Genomic DNA, 24,134 nt, shown 5'->3' on the forward strand with positions numbered 1-24,134 from the left:
CTGGTGACGACACCGATGATGACCGAGCACGCCGTGGAGGGCGGTGCGGGCCGTGCGCCCGCACCGCCACCCGCGGGGCGGGTGCGGCGGCCCCGCTCCGGGCAGTGGACCGCCTGGGCGTTCCTGGCGCCCGTGGCCCTGTACCTGGTCGCCTTCTACGCCTACCCGCTGGCGCGCAACGCCGACCTCAGCCTCCGCGACTACACCGTGCGCTCCTTCGTGCAGGGCGGGGCGGAGTTCACCGGCCTGGACAACTACCGGGCCGTCGTGCAGGACGCGACGTTCGGCACCGCCCTGCTGAACACCCTGCTGTTCACCGGCGTCTCGCTGCTCTTCCAGTTCGTCCTGGGCCTCGCGCTCGCCGTCTTCTTCTTCCAGAACTTCCGCCTGTCGACGACCCTGCGGGCGCTGTTCCTCGTCCCGTGGCTGCTGCCTCTCATCGTGTCCTCGTCCACGTGGGCGTGGATGCTCAACAGCGACTCCGGCGTCGTCAACCACGCCCTGTCGCTGGTGGGGGTGGAGCCGGTGAACTGGCTCACGTCGCCGCAGTGGGCGCTGGTGTCGGTCATCATCGCCAACATCTGGATCGGCATCCCGTTCAACCTCGTCGTGCTCTACAGCGGCCTGCAGTCCATCCCCGGCGAGGTCTACGAGGCGGCCTCCCTCGACGGCGCCGGCGCCTGGCAACGGTTCCGGTTCATCACCTTCCCGCTGCTGAGGCCGGTCTCGGCCATCACCCTGCTGCTGGGCCTGGTGTACACGCTGAAGGTCTTCGACATCATCTGGATCATGACGCGGGGCGGGCCCGGCGACGCCTCCACCACCCTCGCCACCTGGTCCTACCGCGAGAGCTTCGGATCCCTGCTGCCGCAGTTCGGGCCCGGCGCGGCGATCAGCAACCTCCTCATCGTGATGGCACTCCTCTGCGGGCTGCTGTACATCCGCTCGGCCGGACGGAGCACGGAGTCGTGAACACCCGCGTCGCGGGCAACGATCCCGCGGGCACCAGGTCGCAGCTGCTGAAGTCCGTCGTCGGCGTGCTGCTCACCGCCGTGATGCTCTTCCCCGTCTACTGGATGGTCAACGTCTCCCTGACACCGGCCGCGCTCATGCGGCGCACCCCGCCGCAGCTGCTGCCGCTGACCCCCACGCTGGACGGGTACCGCAGCGTGCTGGACGAACAGCTCCCGTTCCTCGGCACCAGCCTGGTCCTCGGGCTCGGCACGGTGCTGCTGACGCTGCTCGTCTCCGCGCCCGCGGGTTTCGCCCTGGCCAAGCTGCGCCCCCGCGGCGCCCGGGCCCTCACCTTCACGATGCTCGTCGCCCAGATGGTCCCCGGCATCATCATGGCCAGCGGCTTCTACGCCATCTACCTCAGCCTCGGCGTCCTGAACACCCTGCCCGGCCTGATCCTCGCCGACTCCACCATCGCCGTGCCGTTCGGTGTCCTGCTCTTCACCGCCTTCATGCGCGGCATCCCCGACGAGCTCATCCAGGCCGCGACGATCGACGGCGCCGGGACGCTGCGCACGTTCGTCTCCGTCGTCCTCCCCGTCAGCCGCAACGCCGTGGTGACCGTGTCGCTGTTCGCCTTCCTGTGGGCCTGGTCCGACTTCATCTTCGCCTCCACCCTCGACGGCGGCGGCAGGCACCAGCCCATCACCCTCGGGATCTACCGCTACATCGGGAACAACAACCAGGAGTGGGACGCGATCATGGCCACGGCGGTGGTGGCCTCCGTCCCGGCCGCCGTGCTCCTCGTCCTCGCCCAGCGCTACGTCGCGGCCGGGATCACCGCGGGTTCCGTGAAGGACTGAGCCGGTGGACCGCGCAGAGGACCACGCGGAGCGCACCGCCGGGCGCGTCCTCGCGCTCCCCCGGCCGACACGCGACGGGGCACCGGCCGACGGCCGGACCACCTCCGGCGCGTCGCGCTCTGGCATGATGCGCCGCGTGACGGCGCGCCGCGCATCCACGCTCACCGAGGTCGCCGCCCGGGCCGGGGTCTCGCTCACCACGGCCTCCAAGGCCATCAACGGGCAGAGCCGCGTCTCCGAGGAGACCCGCGCACGGGTTCTCAAGGCGGCCCGGGAACTCTCCTTCACGCCGAACCCGATGGCCCGCAGCCTCATCAGCGGCCGCAGCGGCACCGTGGGGCTGGTCATCGTCGACAGCCTCTCCCAGCGGTTCGTCGTCCCGACGATGCTCGGGGCCGAGGCAGCGCTCAGCGAGATCGACCTCACGATGATCACCAGTGACGCCCGCGGCGACGCGGGGCGGCTCAAGGCGATCCTCGACATGCTGCGCCAGCGCAAGGTGGACGGGATCCTCGTCCTCGGCGACGACAACGCGGTCACCCCGTCCCTGTCCGCCGACATCGACGTCCCCGTCGTCTACGTCCACGGCGAGACCACCCAGCCCCGCGACATCGCCCACGTCCCCGACGACCGCTACGGCGGCCACCTCCTGGCCGAGCACCTCCTCGACACCGGCCGGCGGCGCATCGCCCACGTCAGCGGCCCGGCCGGCACCCGCGCCGTCACCGAGCGCGCCGCCGGGGTGCAGAGCGCGCTCGGCTCCGCGGGCCTGGAGTTGGCCGCCCCCATCGCCTACGGCCCGTGGTCGCAGCGCTGGGGCCGGCAGGCGGTGGAGCGCCTCCTCACCGAGGTCCCCGACGTCGACGCCATCGTCTGCGGCTCCGACCAGATCGCCTACGGCGTCGTCACCGGCCTGCAGGCAGCCGGACGCGGGGTGCCCGACGACGTGGCGGTCACCGGCTACGACAACTGGGCCCCCTTCGCCCTGGAGACCGACCCGCCGCTGACCACCGTCGACATGAACCTCGAGGACCTCGGCGCGGCGGCCGTGCGGGACCTGTTCGGCATCATCGACGGCGAGCGCGTCGGCCACGGCGTCCGGCTGCACGACTGCACCCTCGTGGTGCGCGAGTCCACCGGCCCCGCAGCGACCGGTCGCTGATCCGGCGGCACGGCGTGCCGCGCACCGGCGACCGGACGCCCTCCCGGCCGGCCGGCGGCGCTCCTGGCAGGATCGCGCCGTGACCACCGCCTCCGCCCTCACCCGCGACGACGTCGCCCGCCTCGTCGACCACACCCTCCTCAAGCCGGAGGCGACGCCCGCCGACGTCGCCGCCCTCTGCGACGAGGCCCGCGACCTCGGGGTCCTCGCCGTCTGCGTCTCCCCGAACATGCTGCCCGTCGACGGCACCGGCCTCGTCGTCGCCACCGTCTGCGGCTTCCCCTCCGGCAAGCACGCCAGCGCCGTGAAGGCCGTCGAGGCCGCGACCGCCGTGGCCGCCGGCGCCGCCGAGGTCGACATGGTCATCGACATCGCCGCCGCCCAGAGCGGCGACTTCGACGCCGTGCGCGCCGACGTCGAGGCCGTCCGTGCCGCCGTCCCCGCCCCCGGCGTCCTCAAGGTCATCATCGAGTCCGCCGCGCTGAGCGACGAGGCGATCGTCGGTGCGTGCCGTGCCGCCGAGGCCGCCGGCGCCGACTTCGTGAAGACCTCCACCGGCTTCCATCCCGCGGGCGGTGCCAGCACCCACGCCGTCGCCCTCATGGCGCAGACCGTCGGCGGGCGCCTGGGCGTCAAGGCCAGCGGCGGCATCCGCACCGCCGAGCAGGCCCGCGCCATGATCGACGCCGGCGCCACCCGCCTCGGCCTGTCCGGCAGCCGCGCCGTCCTCGACGGCTGGACCGCCTGAGACCCCACCCACCAGCAGCAGGAGGTACCCGTGTCCCACCCCCAGGGAGACCAGCCCGAGATCGAGTGCTGGCTCACCGACATGGACGGCGTGCTCGTCCACGAGGAGAGGGCCCTGCCGGGAGCGGCGGAGTTCCTGAACCGGCTCGTGGAATCCGGTCGCCGCTTCCTCGTCCTCACCAACAACTCGATCTTCACGCAGCGCGACCTCGCCGCCCGCCTCGCCCGCAGCGGGCTCAACGTGCCGGAGGAGTCCATCTGGACCTCCGCGATGGCCACCGCGGACTTCCTCGCCCGGCAGATGCCCAGCGGCTCCGCCTACGTCATCGGCGAGACCGGCCTCACCACCGCGCTGCACGAGGCCGGGTTCATCCTCACCGACACCGACCCCGACTACGTCGTGCTCGGGGAGACCCGCACCTACTCCTTCGAGGCCATCACCCGCGCCATCCGGCTCGTGCAGTCCGGGGCCCGGTTCATCGCCACCAACCCCGACGCCACCGGCCCCTCCGCCGAGGGACCGCTGCCCGCCACGGGCTCGGTCGCCGCGCTCATCACCCGCGCGACCGGCGCGGAGCCCTACTTCGTCGGCAAGCCGAACCCGATGATGTTCCGCTCCGCGATGAACCGCATCGAGGCGCACTCCGAGTCCACCGCCATGATCGGCGACCGGATGGACACCGACATCGTCGCCGGCATGGAGGCGGGGCTGCGGACGTTCCTCGTCCTCACCGGTTCCACGAAGCGCGAGCAGGTCGACCGCTTCCCGTTCCGGCCGCACCGGGTCGTCGACTCCGTCGGAGACCTCGTCCAGCTCGTCTGAGGGCCGGGTCGGCTGACAGCCCGCCTGCGGGCCCGCTGTCGGCCGACCCACCTCACGCAGCGCAGCGGCCCCTCCACCCGGTCGGGCCCCCGGAGGGCCGTCGGGGTGACCGTGGGCGACGCCGCTCCCCGGACGGCCCAGCGGCAGGACCACCACGATGGCCTTTCCATGCCGGAAAGGCGCACCTTTCCGGCATGGAAACGAACGGCGCCTCCCTCACCCCCCAGCAGGCCCTGGCCGCCGTCGCGGACGCCCGCGCTCAACTGGCCGAGCGCCCGGTGCACCCCTCCTGGTACTCCCCCGCCCGGGCCGTCGTGCTCGGCGCACTCGTCGCCAGCTTCGCCACCGCCGACGCCACCGTGATGATCGCCGCGGCCGCCGCGACCCTCGTGGCGCTGATGGCGCTGTCCCTCGCCGCGCGCTCCCGCACCGGCACGGCGGTCCTCAGCGACCGCAGGCACGGCGCACGGCGCGCCCTCGACGACTACCTCAGCATGCTGTCCCTCTTCGTCGTCCTCGGCCTGCTGTCCCCCGTCCTCGGCGGGCCCTCCTGGCCGGCGCTGCCCGTCGCGCTCGCCACGGTCGTCGGCATGACCGTCTCCGGCCGCCGGCACGAGCGCGCCCTGCAGGCCGACCTGCGCGCCCTCGCCGCCGGAGCGGTCAGATGAGCGCCGTGGACGTGGAACCCCGCTTCGACGAGGTCCTCAACGCCCCCCACCGCCTGCGGATCGCCGCGCTCCTCAGCAGCGCCGACCAGGTCGAGTTCGGCGTGCTGCGCGACCACCTCGCCGTCGCCGACTCCGTCACCAGCAAGCACCTGAAGGTCCTCGTCGACGCCGGCTACGCCCGCCTCAGCAGGATCCCCGGCCTCGGCGGGCGCAGCAGGACGTGGGCGGAGCTCACCGGGGCGGGGCAGCGCGCCCTCCGGGGCCACCTCGCCGACCTGCAGCGGATGGTCGAGGCCGCCCGCGCCGTGCAGCCGCCCGGCCCCGGCGCTCCCTGACCGAGCGGCGAGCAGCCCGCCGACGGCGCCCTCGCCGCACCGCGGCTGCACCGCCGTCGTCACCGCTCCCCACCGGAGCAGCGCACCGCTCGCCCGGCCCAGCAGGGTGCCGGCCGGGCACGTGACGCTCCGTGGTGGGCGGCCGGGGTGCTTGCGCCGTCGGAAGGTCACTGCGTCAAGTGCCCCTCCGGGCAGGTCGATGAGCACACCATGCCGGACGAACCGATGCCAGGGACGCAGCCCGCCTGCACACCCGGCAGCGGCCCAGGTGGCGCCCGCCCCCTCCTGCTGGCCGCCCTCGCCGGTGCCGCCGCCGTGGGCGTCGCCGTCGCCGCCACCGGCCTGCCCGGCGCCGACGGCTCCGGCGGCCTCGGGCCGCTGGCCGTGCTGCTGCTGGCCTACCTCGCCCTCGCGGGCGTCGTCGTGCGGCACCTGCTGCTGGCGGGCCGCCCCACCGAGGCGCCCGCCCACCGGGCCGAGGCGCCGGCCGCCCCCGTCGCGCAGCCGCGCCCCGGCGGGGACCTGCTCGCCGCGATGCTCACCGCCAGCCCCGACGCGTTCATCGCCACGGACTCCGCGGGCCTCGTCACCCACTGGAACCCCGCCGCCGAGCGCATGTTCGGCTGGAGCGGCGCCGAGGCCACCGGCCGCGAGCTCGCCGAGCTGATCATCCCCGCGGAGCTGCGCGCCTCCCACCGCGAGGGCATCGCCCGCTTCGCCGCCACCGGCGAGCGCGCCCTGCCGAGCTCCGCGATGGAACTGCCCGCCGTGCACCGCGACGGCCACCGGCTCACCGTGGAGATGGCGCTCGGAACCCTCGCCGTGGAGGGCGGCTGGTGGTGCCACGCCTTCGTCCGCGACATCTCCCACCGCCGCGAGCACCAGCGCACCCTGGAGCACCTCAACACCGTCCTGCGCTCCGCCGAGGCCGAGGCCCGTCAGCAGAGCGCCCTCATGAGCGCCGTCATGAACAGCATCAGCGACGGCGTCGTCGTCATCGACGAGAACGGCGACCCGCTCCTGCACAACGAGGCCGCCAAGGCCGTGCTGGACCCCGACGACACCTGCGACGACCCCGCGCAGTGGCTGTCGAGCTACCGGATCCTCCGTCCCGACCGCAGCCGCTTCCCCATGCGGGAGACGCCGCTGGCGCGGGCACTGGCCGGGGAGAGCACCGACGACGTCGAGGTCCTGCTGCAGCGACCCGACCAGGAGCACGGCACCGTCCTGTCCGTCTCCGGACGCCCCCTCGGCGCGGGTGCCGGCCTGCACGGCGCCGTGGCGGTCTTCTCCGACATCACCGACCGCAAGCGCAGCCAGGGCCAGCTCGAGCAGGCCGAGACCCGCTGGCGCCTCACCCTCGACCACGCCCCCACGGGCATCGTGCTGGCCACCCTGGACGGCAGGTTCCTGCACACCAACGAGGCCCTGCGCCGCATCCTCGGCTACGGCGAGGCCGACCTGCGCACCCGCACCTGGCGCGACATCACCCACCCGCAGGACCTCGCGGGCGAACTGGTCCTCGCCAAGCGCCTCCTCGCCGGGGAGATCGACGACTACGCGCTGGAGAAGCGCTACCTGCACGCCGCCGGGTACGTCGTCTGGGTGGACTCCTCCGTCGCGATGGTCCGCGACGAGAACGGCGAGGCCCTGCACATCGTCATGCACCTGCAGGACATCACCCGCCAGCGCTACGTCGAGGAGCAGCTGCGCAGCCAGGCGGCGGTCTTCGACGTCATCCACGACGCCGTGCTCATCAACGACGCCGACGGCACCCTCGTCGACTGCAACCCCGCGATGGCCGCCATGACCGGCTACCCGCAGGAGGTGCTGCTCCTCGGCCGCGCCGACGCCAGCCTCGACCTCGGCGACCCGGCCGCGCAGGAGGCCCGGCGCAGGGCGGCGCAGGAGCACCTCGTCGCACACCCCAGCTGGCACGGGGACGTGCCGTTCCTGCACGCCGACGGCAGCACCCACATCGCCGAGTGCGTCACCGTCGCCGTGCGCGACCACACCGGCCGCCTCGACCGCACCATCAGCGTCCTGCGCGACGCGACCGCGGCCCGCGAGGCCGCCGAGGAGCTGCGGCAGGCGGAGGAGCGCTTCCGCCACGCCTTCGACCGCTCCCCCGTCGGCATGGTGCTCACCGACCTCACCCCCGGCGACGAGGGCAGGATCCTGCGGGTCAACGACGCCTACTGCTCCCTGCTGGGCCGCAGCGCCGCGGATCTGCTCACCATGCGCGAGCAGGACCTCACCCACCCCGAGGACGTCGAGAACGACCGGGCGGCCGTCGAGCGGCTGACGCAGGGCGAGGACAGCAGCGCCACCTACGAGAAGCGCTACCGGCACGCCGCCGGGCACGTCGTCTGGGTGGAGGTCAACACCGCCATGGTCGCCCGCGCCGACGGCACCCCGCACTACGCCGTCACGCAGGCCGACGACATCACGGCCCGCCGGGCGGAGTCGGAGCGGCTGGCGGCGCTGGCCCTGCGGGACCCGCTGACGGGGCTCGGCAACCGGGTGCTGCTCGAGGACCGCCTGAAGCTGGCGGTGCACCGGGCCAGCCGCAGCATGCGCCCGCTCGCGGTGCTGTTCTGCGACCTGAACGGCTTCAAGCCGATCAACGACACCTACGGGCACGCCGCCGGTGACGAGCTGCTGAAGGTCGTGGGCGGCCGGATCAGGGAGAGCGTGCGGCCCGCGGACACCGTCTGCCGCCTCGGCGGCGACGAGTTCGTGATCCTCTGCGAGGACCTCGACGCCCCGTCGGTGGCCGAGGCCATCGCCGAGCGCATCCGGGCCACCGTGGGGGTGCCGCACACCATCGCGAGCGGCGAGGAGGTCCGGGTCGGCGTCAGCATCGGCATCGGCATCAGCGACCGCTGCACCGTCGACCCGGCGGAGATCCTCGCCCGCGCCGACGCCCACATGTACGAGGTGAAGGCGATCTCGAAGGTGGCCGGCCGCCGCTGACCGTCCCATCCCGCCCCGGAAAGGACCCTTTCCGGGGTCGAGGAGGGCACTCCGGGCATGGAAAGGACCCTTTCCGGGGTCGGAGGGGGGCGCGGGAGTCGGGAGGCGGGCAGCGTCAGAGCGCGTCGAGGAAGGCTGCGGTGGCGCGGCCGAGCTCGCGCGCACCGCGGTCGAGGGTGCCGGCGAAGTCCCGCAGCGCGCCCTCCGAGGCCCCGTCGCTGACCCACTTCAGCGCCGCCAGCGGCACCCCGAGGCCGTGGCACGTCTGCGCCAGCGCCGCGCACTCCATGTCCACCACCACCGCCCGGGCCGCGAGCTGCGCCCGGCGGGCCTCGTCGGCGACGAAGGAGTCCCCCGTCGCGATGGTCCCCCCGTCCCCCAGCACGAGCGGGTAGGCCTCCCGCGGCACCTCCCCCGGCTGCGCCCGCACCGCCACCCGGCCCACGTCCCACGCCCACGCCTCGCTGGGGCGGACCACCCCGGCCACACCGTCGCGCAGCCCGCCGCAGGTGCCGACGTTGAGCACGCCCACCCCGTCCAGGCCCCGCTCGCCCGCCAGCCGGGCCAGGCGGTGGGCGAGGCGGGCCGCGGCGTTGACCTTGCCGATGCCGGTGACGAGCACGTCCAGCACCGCGGGGTGCTCCCGGGGCAGGGCGGCGGCCTCCGCGGTCATCGCCACGGCCAGCAGCCACCTGCGGGGGACGGGCGGCTGTTCGGGGCCGGCGGGGCTCGGGTCGGTCACGGACGGGATCCTGCCCTGCCCGCACCAGCCCGCGCCGCCCGCCCCGGTCAGTCCCAGCCCAGCTCGTGCAGGCGCTCGTCGTCGATGCCGAAGTGGTGGGCGATCTCGTGGACGACGGTGGTGCGGACCTCGTCGACGACCTCGTCGGCGTCCTCGCACATCGCCAGCGTCGGCAGCCGGAAGATCGTGATCCGGTCGGGCAGCGCCCCCGCGGCCCACCAGGAGTCGCGCTCCGTCAGGGGCACGCCCTCGTAGAGGCCCAGCAGGTCCTGCGGCGCGTCCGGCGGGGGCACGTCCTCCACCAGGACCACGACGTTCTCCATCGCGCGCGCCAGTTCCGGCGGGACGGCGTCCAGCGCGTCGGCCACCGCCTCCTCGAAGTCCTCCCGCGTCATCTCGACCACGGCGACCACTCTGCCCGCCCGTTCCGGCGCCCCGCGCCCCGCCCCGTCCGGCCCGCCCGCTCAGCCGGTGATCCGCGCCCACAGCCCCGTGTGCAGGGCGACGAGGGCGAGCGCGGCGAAGCCCGCCACCGGGACGATCAGGTAGTGCTCGACGGGCGAGCCGGTGCGGAACAGGTCGAGCGAGACGCGCCTGCGGCGCCGGCGCAGCCACGTGAACGGAACGGGCACCCCGCCGCGGGTCAGCCAGTCGCCCAGGATGTGCACCACCACCCCGCCGGCCACCGCCAGGGGCAGCCACCGGACGTCACCCAGCTCCCGCGTCGTCAGCCACCAGGCGCCGCCCCAGGAGAGCACGGCGTTGCCCACGACCGTCGTCTCCAGCCGCCCGGGGATCACGACGTGGCAGGCCCGCAGCGCCATGCCGAGGGCGAGGGCGAGGGCGGCGATCGCCGTCGGCTGCCACAGCGACGCCAGCGCCGTGACCGCCCCGAAGACCAGCGGCGCGAGCAGCACGTCGTGGGTGCCCTGCCGGTGCCCGCGGGCGAGACGGGCGACACCGGAGGACAGCCCCGTCGTGACCGGCCCCCACATCGTCGCCACGGTGGAGCCGGACAGCCGCGGCAGCGCCCGCCGCCAGTGCAGCCCGCCCTGGTCGAGGTCGGGCAGCAGGGCGAAGCCACCCCAGGCCGCGACCCAGGCGAGCTGCTCGGCGGTGCCGGCGACGGGGGCGAGGGGCAGCAGCGCGGCACCGGCGGCGAGACCGGTCGTGGCGTGGGAGTGGCCGAGCACCGCGCGGACGCTAGCGGGCGGCCCGGACAGGCTGCGCCGGGCGCCCGCAGGCGCGGGCCGGGCTCAGTCCGCGGTGAGCTCCCGGACGTCGAGCTCCCGGTCCGGGTCGTCGCCGTCGACCGACGCGTGGTGGGTCGCGCCCTGCGCCCGCAGCTCCTCCAGCTGCCGGCGCGGGTTGCGCCCCCGCCGCACCGCGCGCACGGTCCAGCCCTCGGTCACCAGCCGCTGCTGGAGCAGGCCGAGGGTGACGGGCGAGGCGTCGCGGTGCAGCAGCGCCACCACCCGCTGCTGGGGCAGCAGCACGTCCGGGTCGACGATCTCCATGATCCGCTCGAAGCCGAGGGAGAACCCGCACGCGGGGGTGGCGACGCCGCCCAGCTTGCCGATCAGGCCGTCGTAGCGGCCGCCGCCGGCGATGGAGCTGCGCGAGGCCGGGTGCGCCACCTCGAAGATCGCACCGGTGTAGTAGCCCATCCCCCGCACCAGGCTGGGGTCGAAGACGACCTGCGCGCCCGGCACGAGGCGGCGGACGGCGTCGGAGATCGTCGCGATGCCCTCGGCGGCGTCCTCGGGGGCGCCCGCGGGCATCGGGGCGTCGGAGCCGGGGGCGCCGAAGCCCGCCACCAGCGCGGCCACCGCCTCTGCGGCGGCCGGCTCCAGGCCCGCGAGGCCCCGCACCTCCGCCGCCACACCCTCGGCGCCGACCTTGTCGAACTTGTCGACGGCGACGAGGACCCGCCCGTGCAGCTGCTCGGGCACCCCGGCCGCGGCGAGCATGCCGGTGAGGATGCGGCGGTCGTTGACGCGCAGCACGCAGCCGGTCAGGCCCAGCTCGCCGAGGACGCGCAGCGTCGCGACGCACAGCTCGACCTCCGCGAGCACCGACGCCTCCCCGAGGACGTCGATGTCGCACTGCACGAACTGACGGAAGCGGCCCTTCTGCGGGCGCTCGGCGCGCCACACCGGCCCGATCTGGAGGCTGCGGAACATGGTGGGCAGCTGCGCCCGGTTGTTGGCGTAGTAGCGGGCCAGGGGGACCGTCAGGTCGTAGCGCAGGCCCAGGTCGCACGCGTCGTGGGGCAGGACGGGCTGGTCCTCCTCCAGGCCGCGGCGCAGGATGCGGAAGAGCATCTTCTCGTTCTCGCCGCCGGAGTCGGACTGCAGCCGGTGCAGGGACTCCACCGCCGGGGTCTCCACCTGCTGGAAGCCCGCCGTCGCGTAGGCGCGGGTGATGGCGCGGAGGACCTCCGCGCGCAGCGCCACATCGGCGGGCAGCAGGTCCCGGAAGCCGCGCGGGGGCGTCGCCTCGACCTTCACTGCCTTGTCCTCCTGCCGTCGTCGAACACCCGGCAGGGCCCGACCGGGGCCGGTCGACGGGGCACGCCGGGACGGGTGGCGACGATACGCCACCCGGCCCGGCGCGACCTTCAGCAGCAGCGCGACTGCGGGCTGCTGGCCCGGGCGTCGGCCCGGCACTGCTCGAACTCCCGCCGGGACACCGGCTGGTGGCCGTGCTCGGCGCAGTGGGCCAGGTAGTCGTCCCAGCGGGTCTCCCCCGCCAGGGCGCGCACGTACCAGCGCAGGCCGCGCAGGCCGCGGCCCAGCGCCGCGAGCGGGTTCACGCCCGCCTCACCGCGACGCACCGCTCAGCGCCTGCTCGTGCTCGGCCATCGCCCGCTTCTCCTCCTCGGTGGCGAACAGCCCCGACGGCGCGACGATGCGCGACTCCACCGCCGGCACCTCCGTGGTCGGCAGGCCGCCGGCGCGCAGGGCGCGGGCGATGACGACGAGCGCGTTGGCCAGGACGACCAGCACGAGCACGGCGAAGAACGCCTGGAGGAAGCCGTTGATCGTGGAGTTCGTGATGATCTGGTCCATCTGGTCCATGTCCTTGGCCGGGCCCAGCAGCTCACCGTTCGCGCGGGCGTCGGCGTAGGCGTCGCGCTGGGCGAAGAAGCCGAGCTTGGGGTTGTCGGAGAAGACCTTCTGCCAGCTGGCCGTCATGGTCGTGGTGAGGTCCCACGCCAGCGCGATGCCCGGCACCCAGGCGTACTTCGCGCGCCCGTGCTTGATGAGCAGCGTGGTGACCAGGGTCAGCGCGATGGCCGCCAGCAGCTGGTTGGCGATCCCGAACAGCGGGAAGAGCTGGTTGACCCCGCCCAGGGGGTTGGTGACCCCGAGGTAGAGGAAGCCGCCCCACGCCCCGACGACCACGGCGCTGGCGATGTAGGTGCCCGGCTTCCAGGAGAGGTCGCCGAACTTCTTCCACACGTTGCCGACGGTGTCCTGGAGCATGAACCGCCCGACCCGGGTGCCGGCGTCCACCGCGGTGAGGATGAACAGCGCCTCGAACATGATCGCGAAGTGGTACCAGAAGGCCATCAGGCTGCCGCCGAAGGCGGAGTTGAAGATCTGCGCGATGCCCAGCGCCAGGGTGGGGGCACCACCCGTGCGGGAGACGATGTCCTCCTGCACGGCGGCGGCGGTGGCGGCGATGGTCTCCGGCGGCGTGGAGATCCCGATGCCGGCGAGGAACTCCGCGGCCGACTCGGGGGTGCCGCCGGTCGCGCCCGCCGGGGAGTTCATCGCGAAGTAGACGCCCTGGTCGATGACGGAGGCGGCGATGAGGGCGCTGATGGCGACGAAGGACTCCATGAGCATGCCGCCGTAGCCGATGAGCCGGACCTGGCTCTCCTTCTGGATCATCTTCGGCGTGGTGCCCGAGGCGATCAGCGCGTGGAAGCCCGAGAGCGCACCGCAGGCGATCGTGATGAACACGAACGGGAACAGGGATCCCGCGAAGACGGGGCCGTTGCCCTCCAGCGCGAACGTCGTCACGGCGTCGTTGGCCAGCACCGGACGGGCGATCAGCAGGGCCAGCGCCAGCAGGACGATGACGCCGATCTTCATGAAGGTGGAGAGGTAGTCGCGCGGGGTCAGCAGCAGCCAGACGGGCAGCACCGAGGCGATGAAGCCGTAGACGACGAGCGCGACGACCAGCGTCTCCTTGGACAGGGTCAGGGACTCCGCGAGGCCCATCTGCTGCACGTAGCCGCCGCCGACGATCGCCAGCAGCAGCAGCACGACGCCGATGGCCGTGGCCTCCAGCACCCGCCCCGGGCGCAGGTAGCGCAGGTAGACGCCGAGGAACAGGGCGATGGGGACGGTCAGGGCGATGGAGAACACGCCCCAGGGGGACTCGGCGAGGGCGTTCACCACGATGAGGGCGAGCACCGCCAGGATGATGATCATGATGGCGAAGACGGCGACCAGGGCGGCGGCACCACCCACCGGCCCGATCTCCTCGCGGACCATCTGGCCGAGGCTCTTGCCGTCGCGCCGGATGGAGAAGAACATCACGGTCATGTCCTGCACCGCCCCGGCGAAGATGACGCCGACGACGATCCAGATGGTTCCGGGCAGGTAGCCCATCTGCGCCGCCAGCACCGGGCCGACCAGCGGGCCCGCGCCGGCGATGGCCGCGAAGTGGTGGCCGAAGAGGACCCGGCGGTCGGTCACCTCGTAGTCGAGGCCGTTCTCCAGCCGCTCTGCCGGCGTGGCGCGGCGGTCGTCGACGCGCAGCACGCGCGTGGCGATGAAGCGGGCGTAGAAGCGGTAGGCGATCGCGTACGAGGCCAGGGCCGCGAACAGGATCCACAGGGCGGAGATCTGCTCGCCGCGGGAGATGGCGAGCACGCTCCAGGCGACGGCGCCGACGAGGGCGACGCCGACCCAGAGGGCGATCGAGGCGGGGGTGGGGCGACGCCGGCCCGTGGTGGGGGCGTCGCCGGGGTCTGGGGTGGTTCCGCCCGGTGGGGGCGCGAACGTCGAGGGCACAGCGGGCCTCCTCGCGAGATCCACGCCGGCCGGCGGTCACCGTCCGCGAACGGCCCCGCCGGCACTGGCGGGGGCGCCGCAGAGGGGCGCCCCGCCGCGAATCCTCACCCGCCGTGGCCCCGATGTCACTCGGACAGGCCGTGCGCGGTCCCTCGAACGGCCGACGGCGGGTGGGCGCGGTGCGCGCGGGGCGGCGCGGAGGGACGGCGGCGGTGCGATGACGTGGTTGGATTCCTCCTCGTGAGACTGGCAGACGAGCTCGACGGCAAGCGCCTCTTCCTGACTGGGGTCACCGGATTCGTGGGGGAGGCCCTGCTCCAGCGCCTGCTGGTCGACCTGCCCGGCACGCGGGTCGTGGCGCTCGTGCGCCCCAAGCCCGGGCAGTCGGGCGAGGAGCGCATGCGCAAGCTGCTGCGCAAGCCCATCTTCTCCGGCCTCGACGCCGAGGAGGTGCTCGCCAAGCGCCTGGAGGTCTTCGAGGCCGACCTCGACGACGTCCCCGAGCTGCCCGGAGACCTGGACGTGGTCGTCCACTGCGCGGGCGACGTCTCCTTCGACCCGGTGATCCAGGAGGCGTTCTCGACGAACGTCCACGGCACCGAGCGCCTCGTGCAGCGGGTGCTGGAGGCGAACGGGCGCACCACCTCGCAGATCCACTACGTGCACGTCTCCACCGCCTACGTCGGCGGCCGCCGCCGCGGGGCGATCCCCGAGCGCGCCGTCGAGCACACCGTCGACTGGCGCGTCGAGGCCGCCGCCGGGGAGCGCGTCGCCGCCCGCATCGAGGACCTCTCCCGCACCGAGGAGCACCTCGTCCGCTTCCTGCGCGAGGCCGAGCGCGAGCACGGCCACGCCGGGCCGCTGACCGCCGCCGCCGACGCCGAGCGCCGCCGCGGCGAGTGGGTCGTGGAGCAGCAGAAGGCCGCCGGCAAGGAGCGGGCCCGCACCCTCGGCTGGACGGACGTCTACACGTTCACCAAGGCCATGGGCGAGCGGGTCGTGGAGGAGCTGGCCGCGCCGCGCATCCCCACGAGCATCGTGCGGCCCAGCATCATCGAGTCCGCCCTCAAGCACCCGCACCCGGGCTGGATCGAGGGCTTCAAGATGGCCGAGCCGATCATCCTGGCCTACGGCCGCGGTGAGATGCCGGAGTTCCCCGCCGCCCCCGACTCCGTCCTCGACGTCGTGCCGATCGACCACGTCGTCAACGCGATCCTCAAGGTCTGCGCGACCCCGCCGCCGCCGTCGCGGCCCGGCTACTTCCACGTCGCCTCCGGCTCGCGCAACCCCGCGACGTTCCGCACGTTCTACGAGCACATCCGCGAGCACTTCCGCCAGCACCCCTTCGAGGGCGCGCCCGCCGAGCTGCCCGTGTGGAACTTCCCCGGCGCCGACCGCATCGAGCGCAAGCTCGTGCGCGGGGAACTCGCGATCAAGGTCGCCGACCGGGCGCTGAGCCTGGCTCCCCGCAGCGACCGGGCCCGCGAGACCGCCCGCAAGCTGGACAAGCAGCGCCGCCAGCTGGAGTTCCTGCGCCGCTACATGGACCTGTACCAGGTGTACACGCAGGCGGAGCTGCGCTTCGTCGACGACAACACCCTTGCGCTGCACCGCTCCCTCGACCCGGCCGACGTCGACGCGTGGGGCTTCGACACGGCCGTCATCGACTGGCGGGAGTACGTGGAGGACATCCACTGCCCCAGCGTCACGGCGCAGATGCGCAAGTACGACGAGATCCGCCGCCGCCGCAAGGAGAACGAGTCCGCCGCCGCACCGCGGCAGCTGAAGCCGGTGGCCGAGGGCGACGCGCCGGTGCTGGCGGTGTTCGACCTCGCCGGAACCCTCAAGCCGGGCACCGTGGTGGACACCTACCTGCAGCTGCGCCTGTCCCAGCTCGACGCCGCCGACCGGGTGCGGGAGTTCTCCCGGATCATGCGCCGCGTGCCGCGGTGGATCGCCGCCGAGCGCCGCGACCGCGGCAGCTTCCTGCGCTCGCTGTTCCGCGGCTACGACGGCGTGGACCTCGACGAGCTGGAGGAGTACGTCGACGAGGTGGTGGGCCCGCAGCTGCTGAAGCAGATCAGCTCCGAGGCGCTGCGCCGCATCTCCGCCCACCGCGAGGCGGGGCACCGCACGATCCTCATGACCGGTGACGTGCGACAGATCACCCGCCCCCTCACGGGCCTCTTCGACGAGGTCGTGTGCACGGAGCTGGAGGAGCGCATCGACTCCGGGCGCCGCCTGGCCACGGGCTTCCTCACCTCCCCGCCGCTGGTGGGCGAGTCCCGCGCCGCCTGGCTGCGCCGCTACGCAGAGCTGCAGGGCGCGGACCTGGGGGCGAGCCACGCCTACGCCGACTCCCACTCGGACCTGCCCCTGCTGCGGGCGGTCGGCTCCCCCACCGCCGTCTCCCCCGACGTGCCGCTGTTCCGGGCCGCACGGGCGGCGCGGTGGCCGGTGGCGGACTGGGCGGCGGAGGCCTCCACCAGCCGCCTGCGGCTGCCGCAGCGGATCCTGGCGGGCCGGGACTGAGCGGGCCGGGGCTGAACGGGCCCGCCGCGCTCGACCGGTCGGCCGGGCACGGGCGTGATTGGATGCGCGGCGTGCCCCCTGCCGCAGTTCCCGCCGGGCTCCGCGCCCGGCTTCGCATGACGACAGCGGCCGCGCCGGCCGCCGTGGGCGAGGAGGTCCGCCGATGACCCTGCTGATGTCGACGTCGCGGCCCTCCCGCTGGCTGTCGGGGCTGCTGCGGCGCCCGGGCGCGGGCGGTTCGCCGTCCCCGGGCGGTGCCGCCGGCTCCCCCGGCGGATCCCCGGAGCGCGGCATGCACTCCAACGACTGGGTGCGCAGCGGCCCGGCGACGCTGCTCCGCTCCGCGCTGCAGCGGGGCCTGCTCATCCCGGTGCTGCGGGCGGAGCTGCGCACGGAGGTGCACGGCGCGGACGTCTTCGACCGCATCGACGGGCCCGCGGTGATCGTCGCGAACCACTCCTCCCACCTGGACACGGCGGTGCTGCTGCAGGCGCTGCCCCCGAAGCGGCGCCGGCGCACGGCGGCCGCGGCGGCGGCGGACTACTTCTTCGACGTCTGGTGGCGCGCGGTCCCCTCGGGCCTCGTCATCGGCGCCTTCCCCCTGGAGCGGCGCGGCGGGGTGTCGAGCATCCCCAGCGAGCTGGTGCGGCAGGGCTGGAGCCTCCTGTGGTTCCCGGAGGGCGGGCGCTCCTACGACGGGAAGCTGCGGCAGTTCAAGAAGGGCGCCCCCTACATCGCGCTGGAGAACGACGTGCCCATCGTGCCCGTCGCGCTGCGCGGCACGCACGAGGCGATGCCGCCGAAGAAGCGCAACTGGCCGGCTCCCGGCCGCCCGCGCGTCACGGTGCACTTCGGCGAGCCGCTGCGGGGGCTGCCGGGCGAGAAGGCGGCCGCCTTCACGGCGCGGGTGCAGGACGCCGTGGTGAAGCTGCTCGCGGACGCGGAGGCGGCCGACCAGGCGGCGGGTGCGCAGGTCGGGCCGCGTCCGGAGGGCGCTCCGCGCCGGGCCCTGCTGCGCCGCCGCCCGCGCTGACGTCCCACCGGCCCCACCGGCCCCGGTGGTGAGGCCGGGCCCCGCGGGCTGTCAAGGGTCCCGGCCGCCGGTGTGACGAATGTCTCGAACATGTCACGCGGGCGTCTGTCTTGTTACGGTCGGCTCGCCCCCAGGCCGATGGGGGTACGTCGCGGAACGCCGAGTCCTGCCCGCCGCGACCGGAGCCTCTACCTCACGGGCAGGAGCGGGGGACCCACAGTTCCTCGGACGCACCGCGGTGCGTCCTCGGGGTGAAGCCGCTTCCGAGCGGCCGGGTCAACTTCCGACCCGAACCCGACAGCTCACCTCGTAGGCGTTGGAGGTCACGACGCATGCCTACGACCCTGCGCACCCGCACGCCCAAGCACGCCCCCCGCCACCGCGCGGAGCCGACCTCGACCGCCGCGGCCCTCGCCCGGCGCGGTGCCCTCGCCGTCGTCGCCGGCGCTGCCGGTGCCGCGATGGTCGTCGGTTCCGCCGGCAGCGCGAGCGCCGCCCCCGTCTCCGAGTGGGACCGCCTCGCGCAGTGCGAGTCCGGCGGCCGCTGGAACATCAACACCGGCAACGGCTACTCCGGCGGCCTGCAGTTCCACCCCCGCACCTGGAGCGGCTTCGGCGGCGGCCAGTTCGCCCCCCGCGCCCACCAGGCGACCCGCGAGCAGCAGATCGTCGTCGCCGAGCGCGTCCTGGCCCGCCAGGGCTGGCGCGCGTGGCCCGCGTGCTCGCGCAAGCTCGGCCTGCGCGGCGCGGCCGACCCGGTCGGCGCGGAGGCCCGCCTGCACGCCCCCGCCCCGGCTCCCGCTCCCGCGGCGCCCGCGGCCACCCGCACCTACACCGTGGTGCCCGGCGACACCCTCTACCGCGTCGCCGTGAAGAACGGCGTGCCCGGCGGCTGGCGCCACGTGTACGACCTCAACCACGCGGAGATCGGCCCGAACCCGGGCGCCATCCGCGTGGGCCAGGTGCTGCGCCTCCCCTGAGGCCGGCACCGCCTCCGGGCCGGCTCGGCACGCGGCCCCGCACGACTCCTCGGGGTGGGGACGTCGCCCGCGCACACCGCGCGGGCGACGTCCCCGTCGACGGACTCCGGCTCGTCGGGAACGTCGGCTCGTCCGGGACCTCGGCTCAGAGACCGGGATCCCGCACGGGCGACTGCCCGAAGACGTGGCGGCGCACCCACGCGTGCATCGCCACCGCGGCCGCCGCGCCGACGTTGATCGAGCGGGTCGAGCCGAACTGCGCGATCGACAGCACCGCCACGCACGCGCCGAGCGCCTCCTCCGACAGGCCCGGCCCCTCCTGCCCGAAGAGCAGCACCGCCTCCCGCGGCAGGTCGTACGTCTCCAGCGGCACCGAGCCGGGCACGTTGTCGATGCCGACGACCACCAGGCCCGCCGCCCGCGCCCACTCCGCGAACCCCGCGACGCCGTCGTGGTGGTGCACGCTCAGGTAGCGGTCGGTCACCATCGCGCCGCGGCGGTTCCAGCGCCTGCGCCCCACCACGTGCACGCCGGCCGCGTTGACCGCGTTGGCGGTCCGCACCACGGAGCCGATGTTGGCGTCGTGCTGCCAGTTCTCCACCGCCACGTGCAGGGGCTGCCGGGTGCGGTCCAGCTCCGCCACGATGGCCGCGTTCGACCAGTAGCGGAAGCGGTCCTCCACGTTGCGCCGGTCGCCCTCGGCCAGCAGCTCCGGGTCGAGGCGGGGATCGTCCGGCCAGCACTCCCGCCCCCCCGGCCACGGGCCCACCCCGACGACGCGCCCCGCCCTCGGGTCGGGCTGGTCGTCGTCCGCGACCTCCGGAGCGGGCGCGCGCGTCGGGTCCTCGAGCATCCCCCCAGCCTGCCGCACCCCCGGCGCGCCGCCGTCAGGGCGGGCACGCAGCCGTCAGACCGGCCGCCGCCAGGCCGCCCGGAACCCCAGCGTGCGCCCCGTCTGCAGCAGCGAGTTCTCGTACAGCCGCCGCGCCACCACCACCAGCACCAGCGCCGTGACCACGATGAGCGCCAGCGCCGCGAACGGCTCCCACACCGCCGCGTCCCCGGCCAGCACGCGGCGCGGCATCACCAGCGGCGACGACAGCGGCACGTACGACAGGGCCGTCAGCACCGGCCCCGGGTCCCGCACGAACACCGCCGCGAAGAAGGGGATCATCACCAGGAACTGCACCGGCGTGGCCGTCGACTGCAGGTCCTCCAGCCGGCTGGCCATCGCCCCGGCCGCCGCCCACAGGCACGACAGCATCGCGAAGCCGAAGACGAAGAACACCAGGAACCAGCCGGCGGCCAGCGGCAGGCTCGGCAGGGACGCCAGCGCCTCGCGGTCGCTGAGCGCGAACCCGGCCAGGCCGACGCCCACCAGCAGCGCCATCTGCCCGAACGCCAGCAGCCCGTTGCCGACGATCTTGCCGACGAGGAGCTGGCGCACCGGCACGGCCGTCACCAGCAGCTCGATCACCCGGGTCTGCTTCTCCTGCACGACGCTCTGCGCGATGGAGAACCCGAAGATCAGCACCACCTGGAAGAACAGCACCGCGAACGCGATGCCCAGCAGCATCGCCGTCACCGGGTCCACCGCGTCGGGGTCGAGCAGCCTCGTCGCCGGCGGCGGGGTGGCCAGCAGCTCCCCCACCCGCTGCGGCGGCACGCCCGCCTCCACGAGGCCCGAGACGAGCTGCTGCGCGGCGACCCGCTCGGTGAGGACCTCCAGCAACCCCTGCGGCACCGACGTGCCGCCGACGATCTCCGCGCGAGCGGACGCACCGGGCAGCAGCGCGGCGTCGACGGCACCGTCGCGGACGAGGGCCTCCGCCGCGGCGGCGTCGGCGACCTCCCGCGCCACCACCACCGTCCCCTCCGTCCCCGCCGCGGCGCCGCCGTCCGCCCCCGGTGCGGCCAGCAGCGGCGCGGTCCGCGCCGTCACCGCCACCTCGTAGCGGTCGGGACCGCCGGCCAGCAGCGGCGGCAGGAACATCGACGCCAGCACGATGAGCAGCAGCAGCACCGTGGAGACCACGAAGCCCTTGTCGCGAAGGCGCACCGACACCTCGCGCCGGGCCACGAGGCGCCACAGGCCCCGCAGGTCGGCACCGGGCGCCGCCGGGGTGGCTGCGGTCGTCGTCGCGGTCACCGGGCCACCTCCGAGAAGAGCTCGCTGAGCGTGGGCACGACCGGGGAGAAGGCCCGCACCTCGCCGTTGCGCAGGGCCCGGGCGAGGACCTCCTGCCCGGCCCGCGGCTCCGTGAGCTCCAGCACTGCCACCGGGCCGTCCACGTGCAGCACCCGCACCCCGGGCACCGCCGGCAGCCACGCCAGCCCGCCCGGGACCTCGGGACCGATCTCCAGGCGGTAGCGGGACCCCGCGCCGGCGCGGCGCAGCTCCTGCGGCTCCCCCGCCGCCACGACCCGCCCGGCGTGCAGCACGACCAGCTCGTCGCAGAGCCGGTCCACCAGGTCCAGCTGGTGGCTGGAGAAGAGGACCCCCACACCGGCCGCCGCGCGCTCCCGCAGCAGCTGCGCCATGGCGTCGACCGCGAGGGGGTCCAGCCCGCTGAACGGCTCGTCGAGGACCAGCAGTTCCGGGTCGTGGACGAGGGCGGCGGCGATCTGCACGCGCTGCTGGTTGCCCAGCGACAGCGACTCCAGGTGCTCCTTCGCCCGCGCGGCCAGGCCGAGGCGCTCCAGCAGGTCGGCGGTGCGCCGCTGCGCCGCCGCGCGGTCCAGCCCGTGCAGCCGGGCCAGGTAGACGAGCTGCTCGGCCAGCTGCGCCTTGGGGTAGAGGCCGCGCTCCTCCGGCATGTACCCGAAGCGGCGCCGCACCGCCAGGTCCGGCACCCGCCCGCGCCAGGTCACGGTGCCGGAGTCCTGCGCCAGCACGCCCAGCACGATCCGCATCGTCGTCGTCTTGCCCGCGCCGTTGGCCCCGACGAAGCCGACCATCCGGCCCTCGGGGACGCTCAGGCTCACCGCGTCCAGGGCGACGCGGTCCCCGAAGCGCCGGCTCACCCCGTCGACGATCAACATGGGACGTCCGCGATCAGCATGCGATCGACCCTAGGAGCGGGCCCTGGCGCGGCGCCTCACCCGATCGGACGATGGACGTGACCCGGGAGTGCGACCCGCTCACGCCGTCCCCGCGGGGTCATCCCCAGCCCAGCGCCCGGCAGCCCGCCGCGACCGCCGCCCCCACCAGCACCACCACCACGAACGGCGCCCTCAGCAGCAGCGCCACCGCGGCCGCCACCAGCGCCGCCAGCCGCGCGTCCAGCACGACCTCCCCCGCGCCCGCCGAGCCGCCGCCCACCGTCTGCACGGCCACCAGCGCCGACAGCAGCGCCACCGTCACCAGCGCCGCCGCGTCGGCCATCCGCGCGTCGCCCAGCACGGACGCCGGCACCAGGTACCCGGCCAGCTTCAGCGCGAAGCACGCCGCGCAGGCCAGCAGCAGCCAGCCCGTCACGCCGGCCCCCCGCCGCGCTCCCCCGCCGTGCCCTCCGGACGCGGCCGCCGCAGCAGCGCCACCAGCACCGCCACCACCGCGGCGGCCAGCACCGGCACCCCGGCCGGTGCCGCCGGGACCAGCAGCACCGCCACCAGCGCCGCCAGCGCCCCCACCGCCCGGGCCCGCCGCTGCCGCAGCCGCGGCCACAGCAGCGCCAGGAACGCGGCGGCCGCCGCCCCGTCCAGCCCCCACCGGCGCGGATCCCCCAGCGCGTCGCCGAGCAGCGCCCCCAGCAGCGTCATGGCGTTCCAGAAGCCGAACACGGCCAGCCCCGCCGCCCAGAACCCGCGCCGCCGCTCGCCCGGCTCGTCCTGGGCGACGGCCACGGCCGTGGACTCGTCGATCGTCAGCTGCGCCGCCGCCAGCCGCCGCAGGCCGCGGGCCCCGAGCAGCGGGCTGGTCTGCAACCCGTAGAAGGCGTTGCGCACCCCCAGCAGCGCGGCCCCGGCGGTGGCGGACAGCCCGGTGCCCCCGGCGGCGACCACGCCCACGAAGGCGAACTGGGATCCGCCCGTGAACATCAGCAGGCTCAGCGCGCAGGTCTGGGCGACGGACAGCCCGGCCGCCACGGACAGCGCCCCGAAGGAGATGCCGTAGAGGCCGGTGGCGGCCCCCACCCACACGCCCTGCCGAACCGCCGCGGACGGGGCGGAGCCGGTCGCAGGGGGCACCCGGCGATGCTCGCACGCCCGCGCGGGGCCGCCCGCGGTGGTCGTCCGGGGCGGGGTGTCCGGGGCGGGGTGTCCGGGGCGGGGTGTCCGGGGCGGGGAGCACGATGGGCTCGTGCTCCCGAACGCGGTGGTGGTCGCCCGCACCCGGACGGCCCCGGACCTCCCCACGGGGGCGGACCTGCCCGGCGGCTGCGTGTACGAACCGCGCTGGGCGGGACGGCGCGCCCTGCTCTTCCTGCTCCCGCCGGCCGGTCCCGGCCGTGCCCGCGCGTGCCTGCTGCGCTCCCGCACCGGTGAGGACCTCGGGCCGGGCCGGGAGGACGTGCTCGCGGCGGCCGTGGCGCAGCTCCCCGCGGGCACCGTGCTCGACGGCGCGCTCGTGGAGACGGGGGCGCTGCCGCTGGCCGCCCCGGCGCCGTGCCGTGACCTCGTGCCGCAGCGGTGGCCGCGGGCCGTGGGCGGCGGTGCGGGTGGCGACGGTGCGGGTGAGCCCCACTACGTGGCGGTGGACCTGCTCGCGGCGCCGGGCGGGCGCGACGTGCGCGAGCAGCCCTGGCACGTGCGCCGCGGCCTGCTCGAGGACCTCCTCACCCGCGTCCGCGCGCCCCTGCACCTGACCCCCGCGACGGGGGACGAGGGCTGCGCACGGGCGTGGCTGTCGGACGCCGCGGCGCGGGTCGACGGCCTGGTCGCCAAGGGCCGGGCCCAGCCGTACCGGCCGGGCAGCCGGGCGTGGGTGGCGTTCCGCCCCGTCCCCGGGGGCCGCGCGGCGTGCTCCCCCTGCCCCCGCGCGGCCCGCCCACCACCGGCGCCGCCGGCACCCTGTCGCCCGCCCCCGGTGACCGGCTGCGGACCCCTCCCGCCACTCAGGGTCGTTGGCCCTAGATCACCCGACCGGGTCACGGCTGTGGATGAGCAGCGGTGAGCGGTCACGGCCATGCCCTAAGGTCGGGAATGCGTCATCCGGGCTGGTACCACCAGCCCGGCCGGTCGCAGCGACGGGCGTTGAGGAACCAGCACCCACCCCCTCCAACGGCTGCCCACGCGGCTCCCGCGGAGGTTCGGCTCCCCATGTGCGGGAGGCCTGAGGGGAGGCGG

At 75.0% G+C, this 24,134-nt stretch carries 23 protein-coding genes and 1 riboswitch; of the genes, 12 read left to right on the top strand and 11 right to left on the bottom strand.

Annotation, left to right across the window (positions count from 1 at the left end):
* Positions 1-18 precede the first annotated feature (18 nt).
* The 8 genes from CLV92_RS03390 (at position 19) to CLV92_RS03425 (ending at position 8,528) form a co-directional block, all read left to right on the top strand.
* The gene (locus CLV92_RS03390) at positions 19-972 is read left to right on the top strand and encodes an ABC transporter permease subunit (protein ID WP_104431642.1); all 954 of its coding nucleotides are present in this window, start codon (positions 19-21) and stop codon (positions 970-972) included.
* 83 nt (positions 973-1,055) lie between these two features.
* Entirely contained in the window at positions 1,056-1,817 is a 762-nt protein-coding gene (locus CLV92_RS03395; RefSeq protein WP_104431643.1) for an ABC transporter permease subunit, read from the top strand.
* Between the two features lie 136 nt (positions 1,818-1,953).
* Positions 1,954-2,979: a LacI family DNA-binding transcriptional regulator gene (locus CLV92_RS03400; protein ID WP_211290831.1), complete on the top strand. Its 1,026-nt coding sequence runs from the start codon at positions 1,954-1,956 to the stop codon at positions 2,977-2,979.
* A 79-nt stretch (positions 2,980-3,058) separates the two neighbouring features.
* Entirely contained in the window at positions 3,059-3,727 is a 669-nt protein-coding gene (deoC, locus tag CLV92_RS03405) for a deoxyribose-phosphate aldolase (RefSeq protein ID WP_104431405.1), read from the top strand.
* An 81-nt stretch (positions 3,728-3,808) separates the two neighbouring features.
* Positions 3,809-4,549 carry an HAD-IIA family hydrolase gene (locus CLV92_RS03410; protein ID WP_104431645.1) on the top strand — a complete coding sequence of 247 codons (741 nt, stop codon included), beginning with the start codon at positions 3,809-3,811 and terminating at the stop codon, positions 4,547-4,549.
* 194 nt (positions 4,550-4,743) lie between these two features.
* Positions 4,744-5,217 carry a hypothetical protein gene (locus tag CLV92_RS03415; protein WP_104431406.1) on the top strand — a complete coding sequence of 158 codons (474 nt, stop codon included), beginning with the start codon at positions 4,744-4,746 and terminating at the stop codon, positions 5,215-5,217.
* Complete coding sequence (locus tag CLV92_RS03420; RefSeq protein WP_104431407.1) at positions 5,214-5,552, top strand: transcriptional regulator; 339 nt, start codon at positions 5,214-5,216, stop codon at positions 5,550-5,552. The genes CLV92_RS03415 and CLV92_RS03420 overlap by 4 nt, the downstream gene beginning before the upstream one ends.
* A 210-nt stretch (positions 5,553-5,762) precedes the next feature.
* Positions 5,763-8,528 (top strand): PAS domain S-box protein, encoded by a 2,766-nt coding sequence (locus CLV92_RS03425; RefSeq protein WP_104431408.1) that lies wholly within the window; start codon positions 5,763-5,765, stop codon positions 8,526-8,528.
* A gap of 115 nt (positions 8,529-8,643) precedes the next feature.
* Here the strand turns inward: CLV92_RS03425 and CLV92_RS03430 are convergent, their stop codons facing one another.
* The 6 genes from CLV92_RS03430 to CLV92_RS03455 all read right to left on the bottom strand — a co-directional run bounded on the left by CLV92_RS03430 (position 8,644) and on the right by CLV92_RS03455 (position 14,300).
* Complete coding sequence (locus tag CLV92_RS03430; RefSeq protein WP_104431409.1) at positions 8,644-9,270, bottom strand: nucleosidase; 627 nt, start codon at positions 9,268-9,270, stop codon at positions 8,644-8,646.
* Positions 9,271-9,317: 47 nt separating this feature from the next.
* Positions 9,318-9,665 (bottom strand): metallopeptidase family protein, encoded by a 348-nt coding sequence (locus CLV92_RS03435; RefSeq protein ID WP_104431646.1) that lies wholly within the window; start codon positions 9,663-9,665, stop codon positions 9,318-9,320.
* A gap of 69 nt (positions 9,666-9,734) precedes the next feature.
* Entirely contained in the window at positions 9,735-10,463 is a 729-nt protein-coding gene (locus CLV92_RS03440; protein WP_104431410.1) for a metal-dependent hydrolase, read from the bottom strand.
* A gap of 63 nt (positions 10,464-10,526) precedes the next feature.
* On the bottom strand, positions 10,527-11,780 hold the full coding sequence (gene hisS, locus CLV92_RS03445) for a histidine--tRNA ligase (RefSeq protein ID WP_104431411.1): 1,254 nt from the start codon (positions 11,778-11,780) through the stop codon (positions 10,527-10,529).
* Between the two features lie 110 nt (positions 11,781-11,890).
* Positions 11,891-12,085 carry a YbdD/YjiX family protein gene (locus CLV92_RS03450; RefSeq protein ID WP_104431647.1) on the bottom strand — a complete coding sequence of 65 codons (195 nt, stop codon included), beginning with the start codon at positions 12,083-12,085 and terminating at the stop codon, positions 11,891-11,893.
* 7 nt (positions 12,086-12,092) lie between these two features.
* Entirely contained in the window at positions 12,093-14,300 is a 2,208-nt protein-coding gene (locus CLV92_RS03455; RefSeq protein ID WP_245886390.1) for a carbon starvation CstA family protein, read from the bottom strand.
* A 240-nt stretch (positions 14,301-14,540) separates the two neighbouring features.
* Here CLV92_RS03455 and CLV92_RS03460 point away from each other — a divergent pair, with 240 nt between their 5' ends.
* The 3 genes from CLV92_RS03460 to CLV92_RS22755 all read left to right on the top strand — a co-directional run bounded on the left by CLV92_RS03460 (position 14,541) and on the right by CLV92_RS22755 (position 18,845).
* Positions 14,541-16,832, top strand: a complete 2,292-nt coding sequence (locus CLV92_RS03460) for an SDR family oxidoreductase (protein WP_104431412.1) — start codon at positions 14,541-14,543, stop codon at positions 16,830-16,832.
* 163 nt (positions 16,833-16,995) lie between these two features.
* Positions 16,996-17,865, top strand: a complete 870-nt coding sequence (locus tag CLV92_RS21870; protein ID WP_104431413.1) for a lysophospholipid acyltransferase family protein — start codon at positions 16,996-16,998, stop codon at positions 17,863-17,865.
* A gap of 147 nt (positions 17,866-18,012) precedes the next feature.
* A riboswitch (cyclic di-AMP (ydaO/yuaA leader) is annotated at positions 18,013-18,196 on the top strand.
* Between the two features lies 1 nt (position 18,197).
* Complete coding sequence (locus CLV92_RS22755) at positions 18,198-18,845, top strand: LysM peptidoglycan-binding domain-containing protein (protein ID WP_104431414.1); 648 nt, start codon at positions 18,198-18,200, stop codon at positions 18,843-18,845.
* 145 nt (positions 18,846-18,990) lie between these two features.
* Here the strand turns inward: CLV92_RS22755 and CLV92_RS03475 are convergent, their stop codons facing one another.
* From CLV92_RS03475 to CLV92_RS03495, 5 genes are all read right to left on the bottom strand, one after another.
* Complete coding sequence (locus tag CLV92_RS03475) at positions 18,991-19,698, bottom strand: TrmH family RNA methyltransferase (protein ID WP_104431415.1); 708 nt, start codon at positions 19,696-19,698, stop codon at positions 18,991-18,993.
* A gap of 54 nt (positions 19,699-19,752) precedes the next feature.
* Positions 19,753-20,994, bottom strand: coding sequence for an ABC transporter permease (locus CLV92_RS03480; protein WP_211290834.1), 1,242 nt, complete (start codon positions 20,992-20,994; stop codon positions 19,753-19,755).
* Complete coding sequence (locus CLV92_RS03485) at positions 20,991-21,887, bottom strand: ABC transporter ATP-binding protein (protein ID WP_104431416.1); 897 nt, start codon at positions 21,885-21,887, stop codon at positions 20,991-20,993. Before CLV92_RS03485 ends, CLV92_RS03480 begins: the two co-directional genes overlap by 4 nt.
* 118 nt (positions 21,888-22,005) lie before the next feature.
* Entirely contained in the window at positions 22,006-22,323 is a 318-nt protein-coding gene (locus CLV92_RS03490; RefSeq protein WP_104431417.1) for an AzlD domain-containing protein, read from the bottom strand.
* A complete protein-coding gene (locus CLV92_RS03495; protein WP_104431418.1) occupies positions 22,320-23,036 on the bottom strand; it encodes an AzlC family ABC transporter permease in 717 nt (238 codons plus the stop codon). The genes CLV92_RS03490 and CLV92_RS03495 overlap by 4 nt, the downstream gene beginning before the upstream one ends.
* A 112-nt stretch (positions 23,037-23,148) precedes the next feature.
* On the opposite strand from CLV92_RS03495, the gene CLV92_RS03500 reads away from it, so the two are divergent.
* Entirely contained in the window at positions 23,149-23,961 is an 813-nt protein-coding gene (locus tag CLV92_RS03500; RefSeq protein WP_104431419.1) for a DNA ligase-like domain-containing protein, read from the top strand.
* Positions 23,962-24,134 lie beyond the last annotated feature (173 nt).

The organism is Kineococcus xinjiangensis (assembly GCF_002934625.1).
GTDB classification, from domain to species: Bacteria; Actinomycetota; Actinomycetes; order Actinomycetales; family Kineococcaceae; genus Kineococcus_A; species Kineococcus_A xinjiangensis.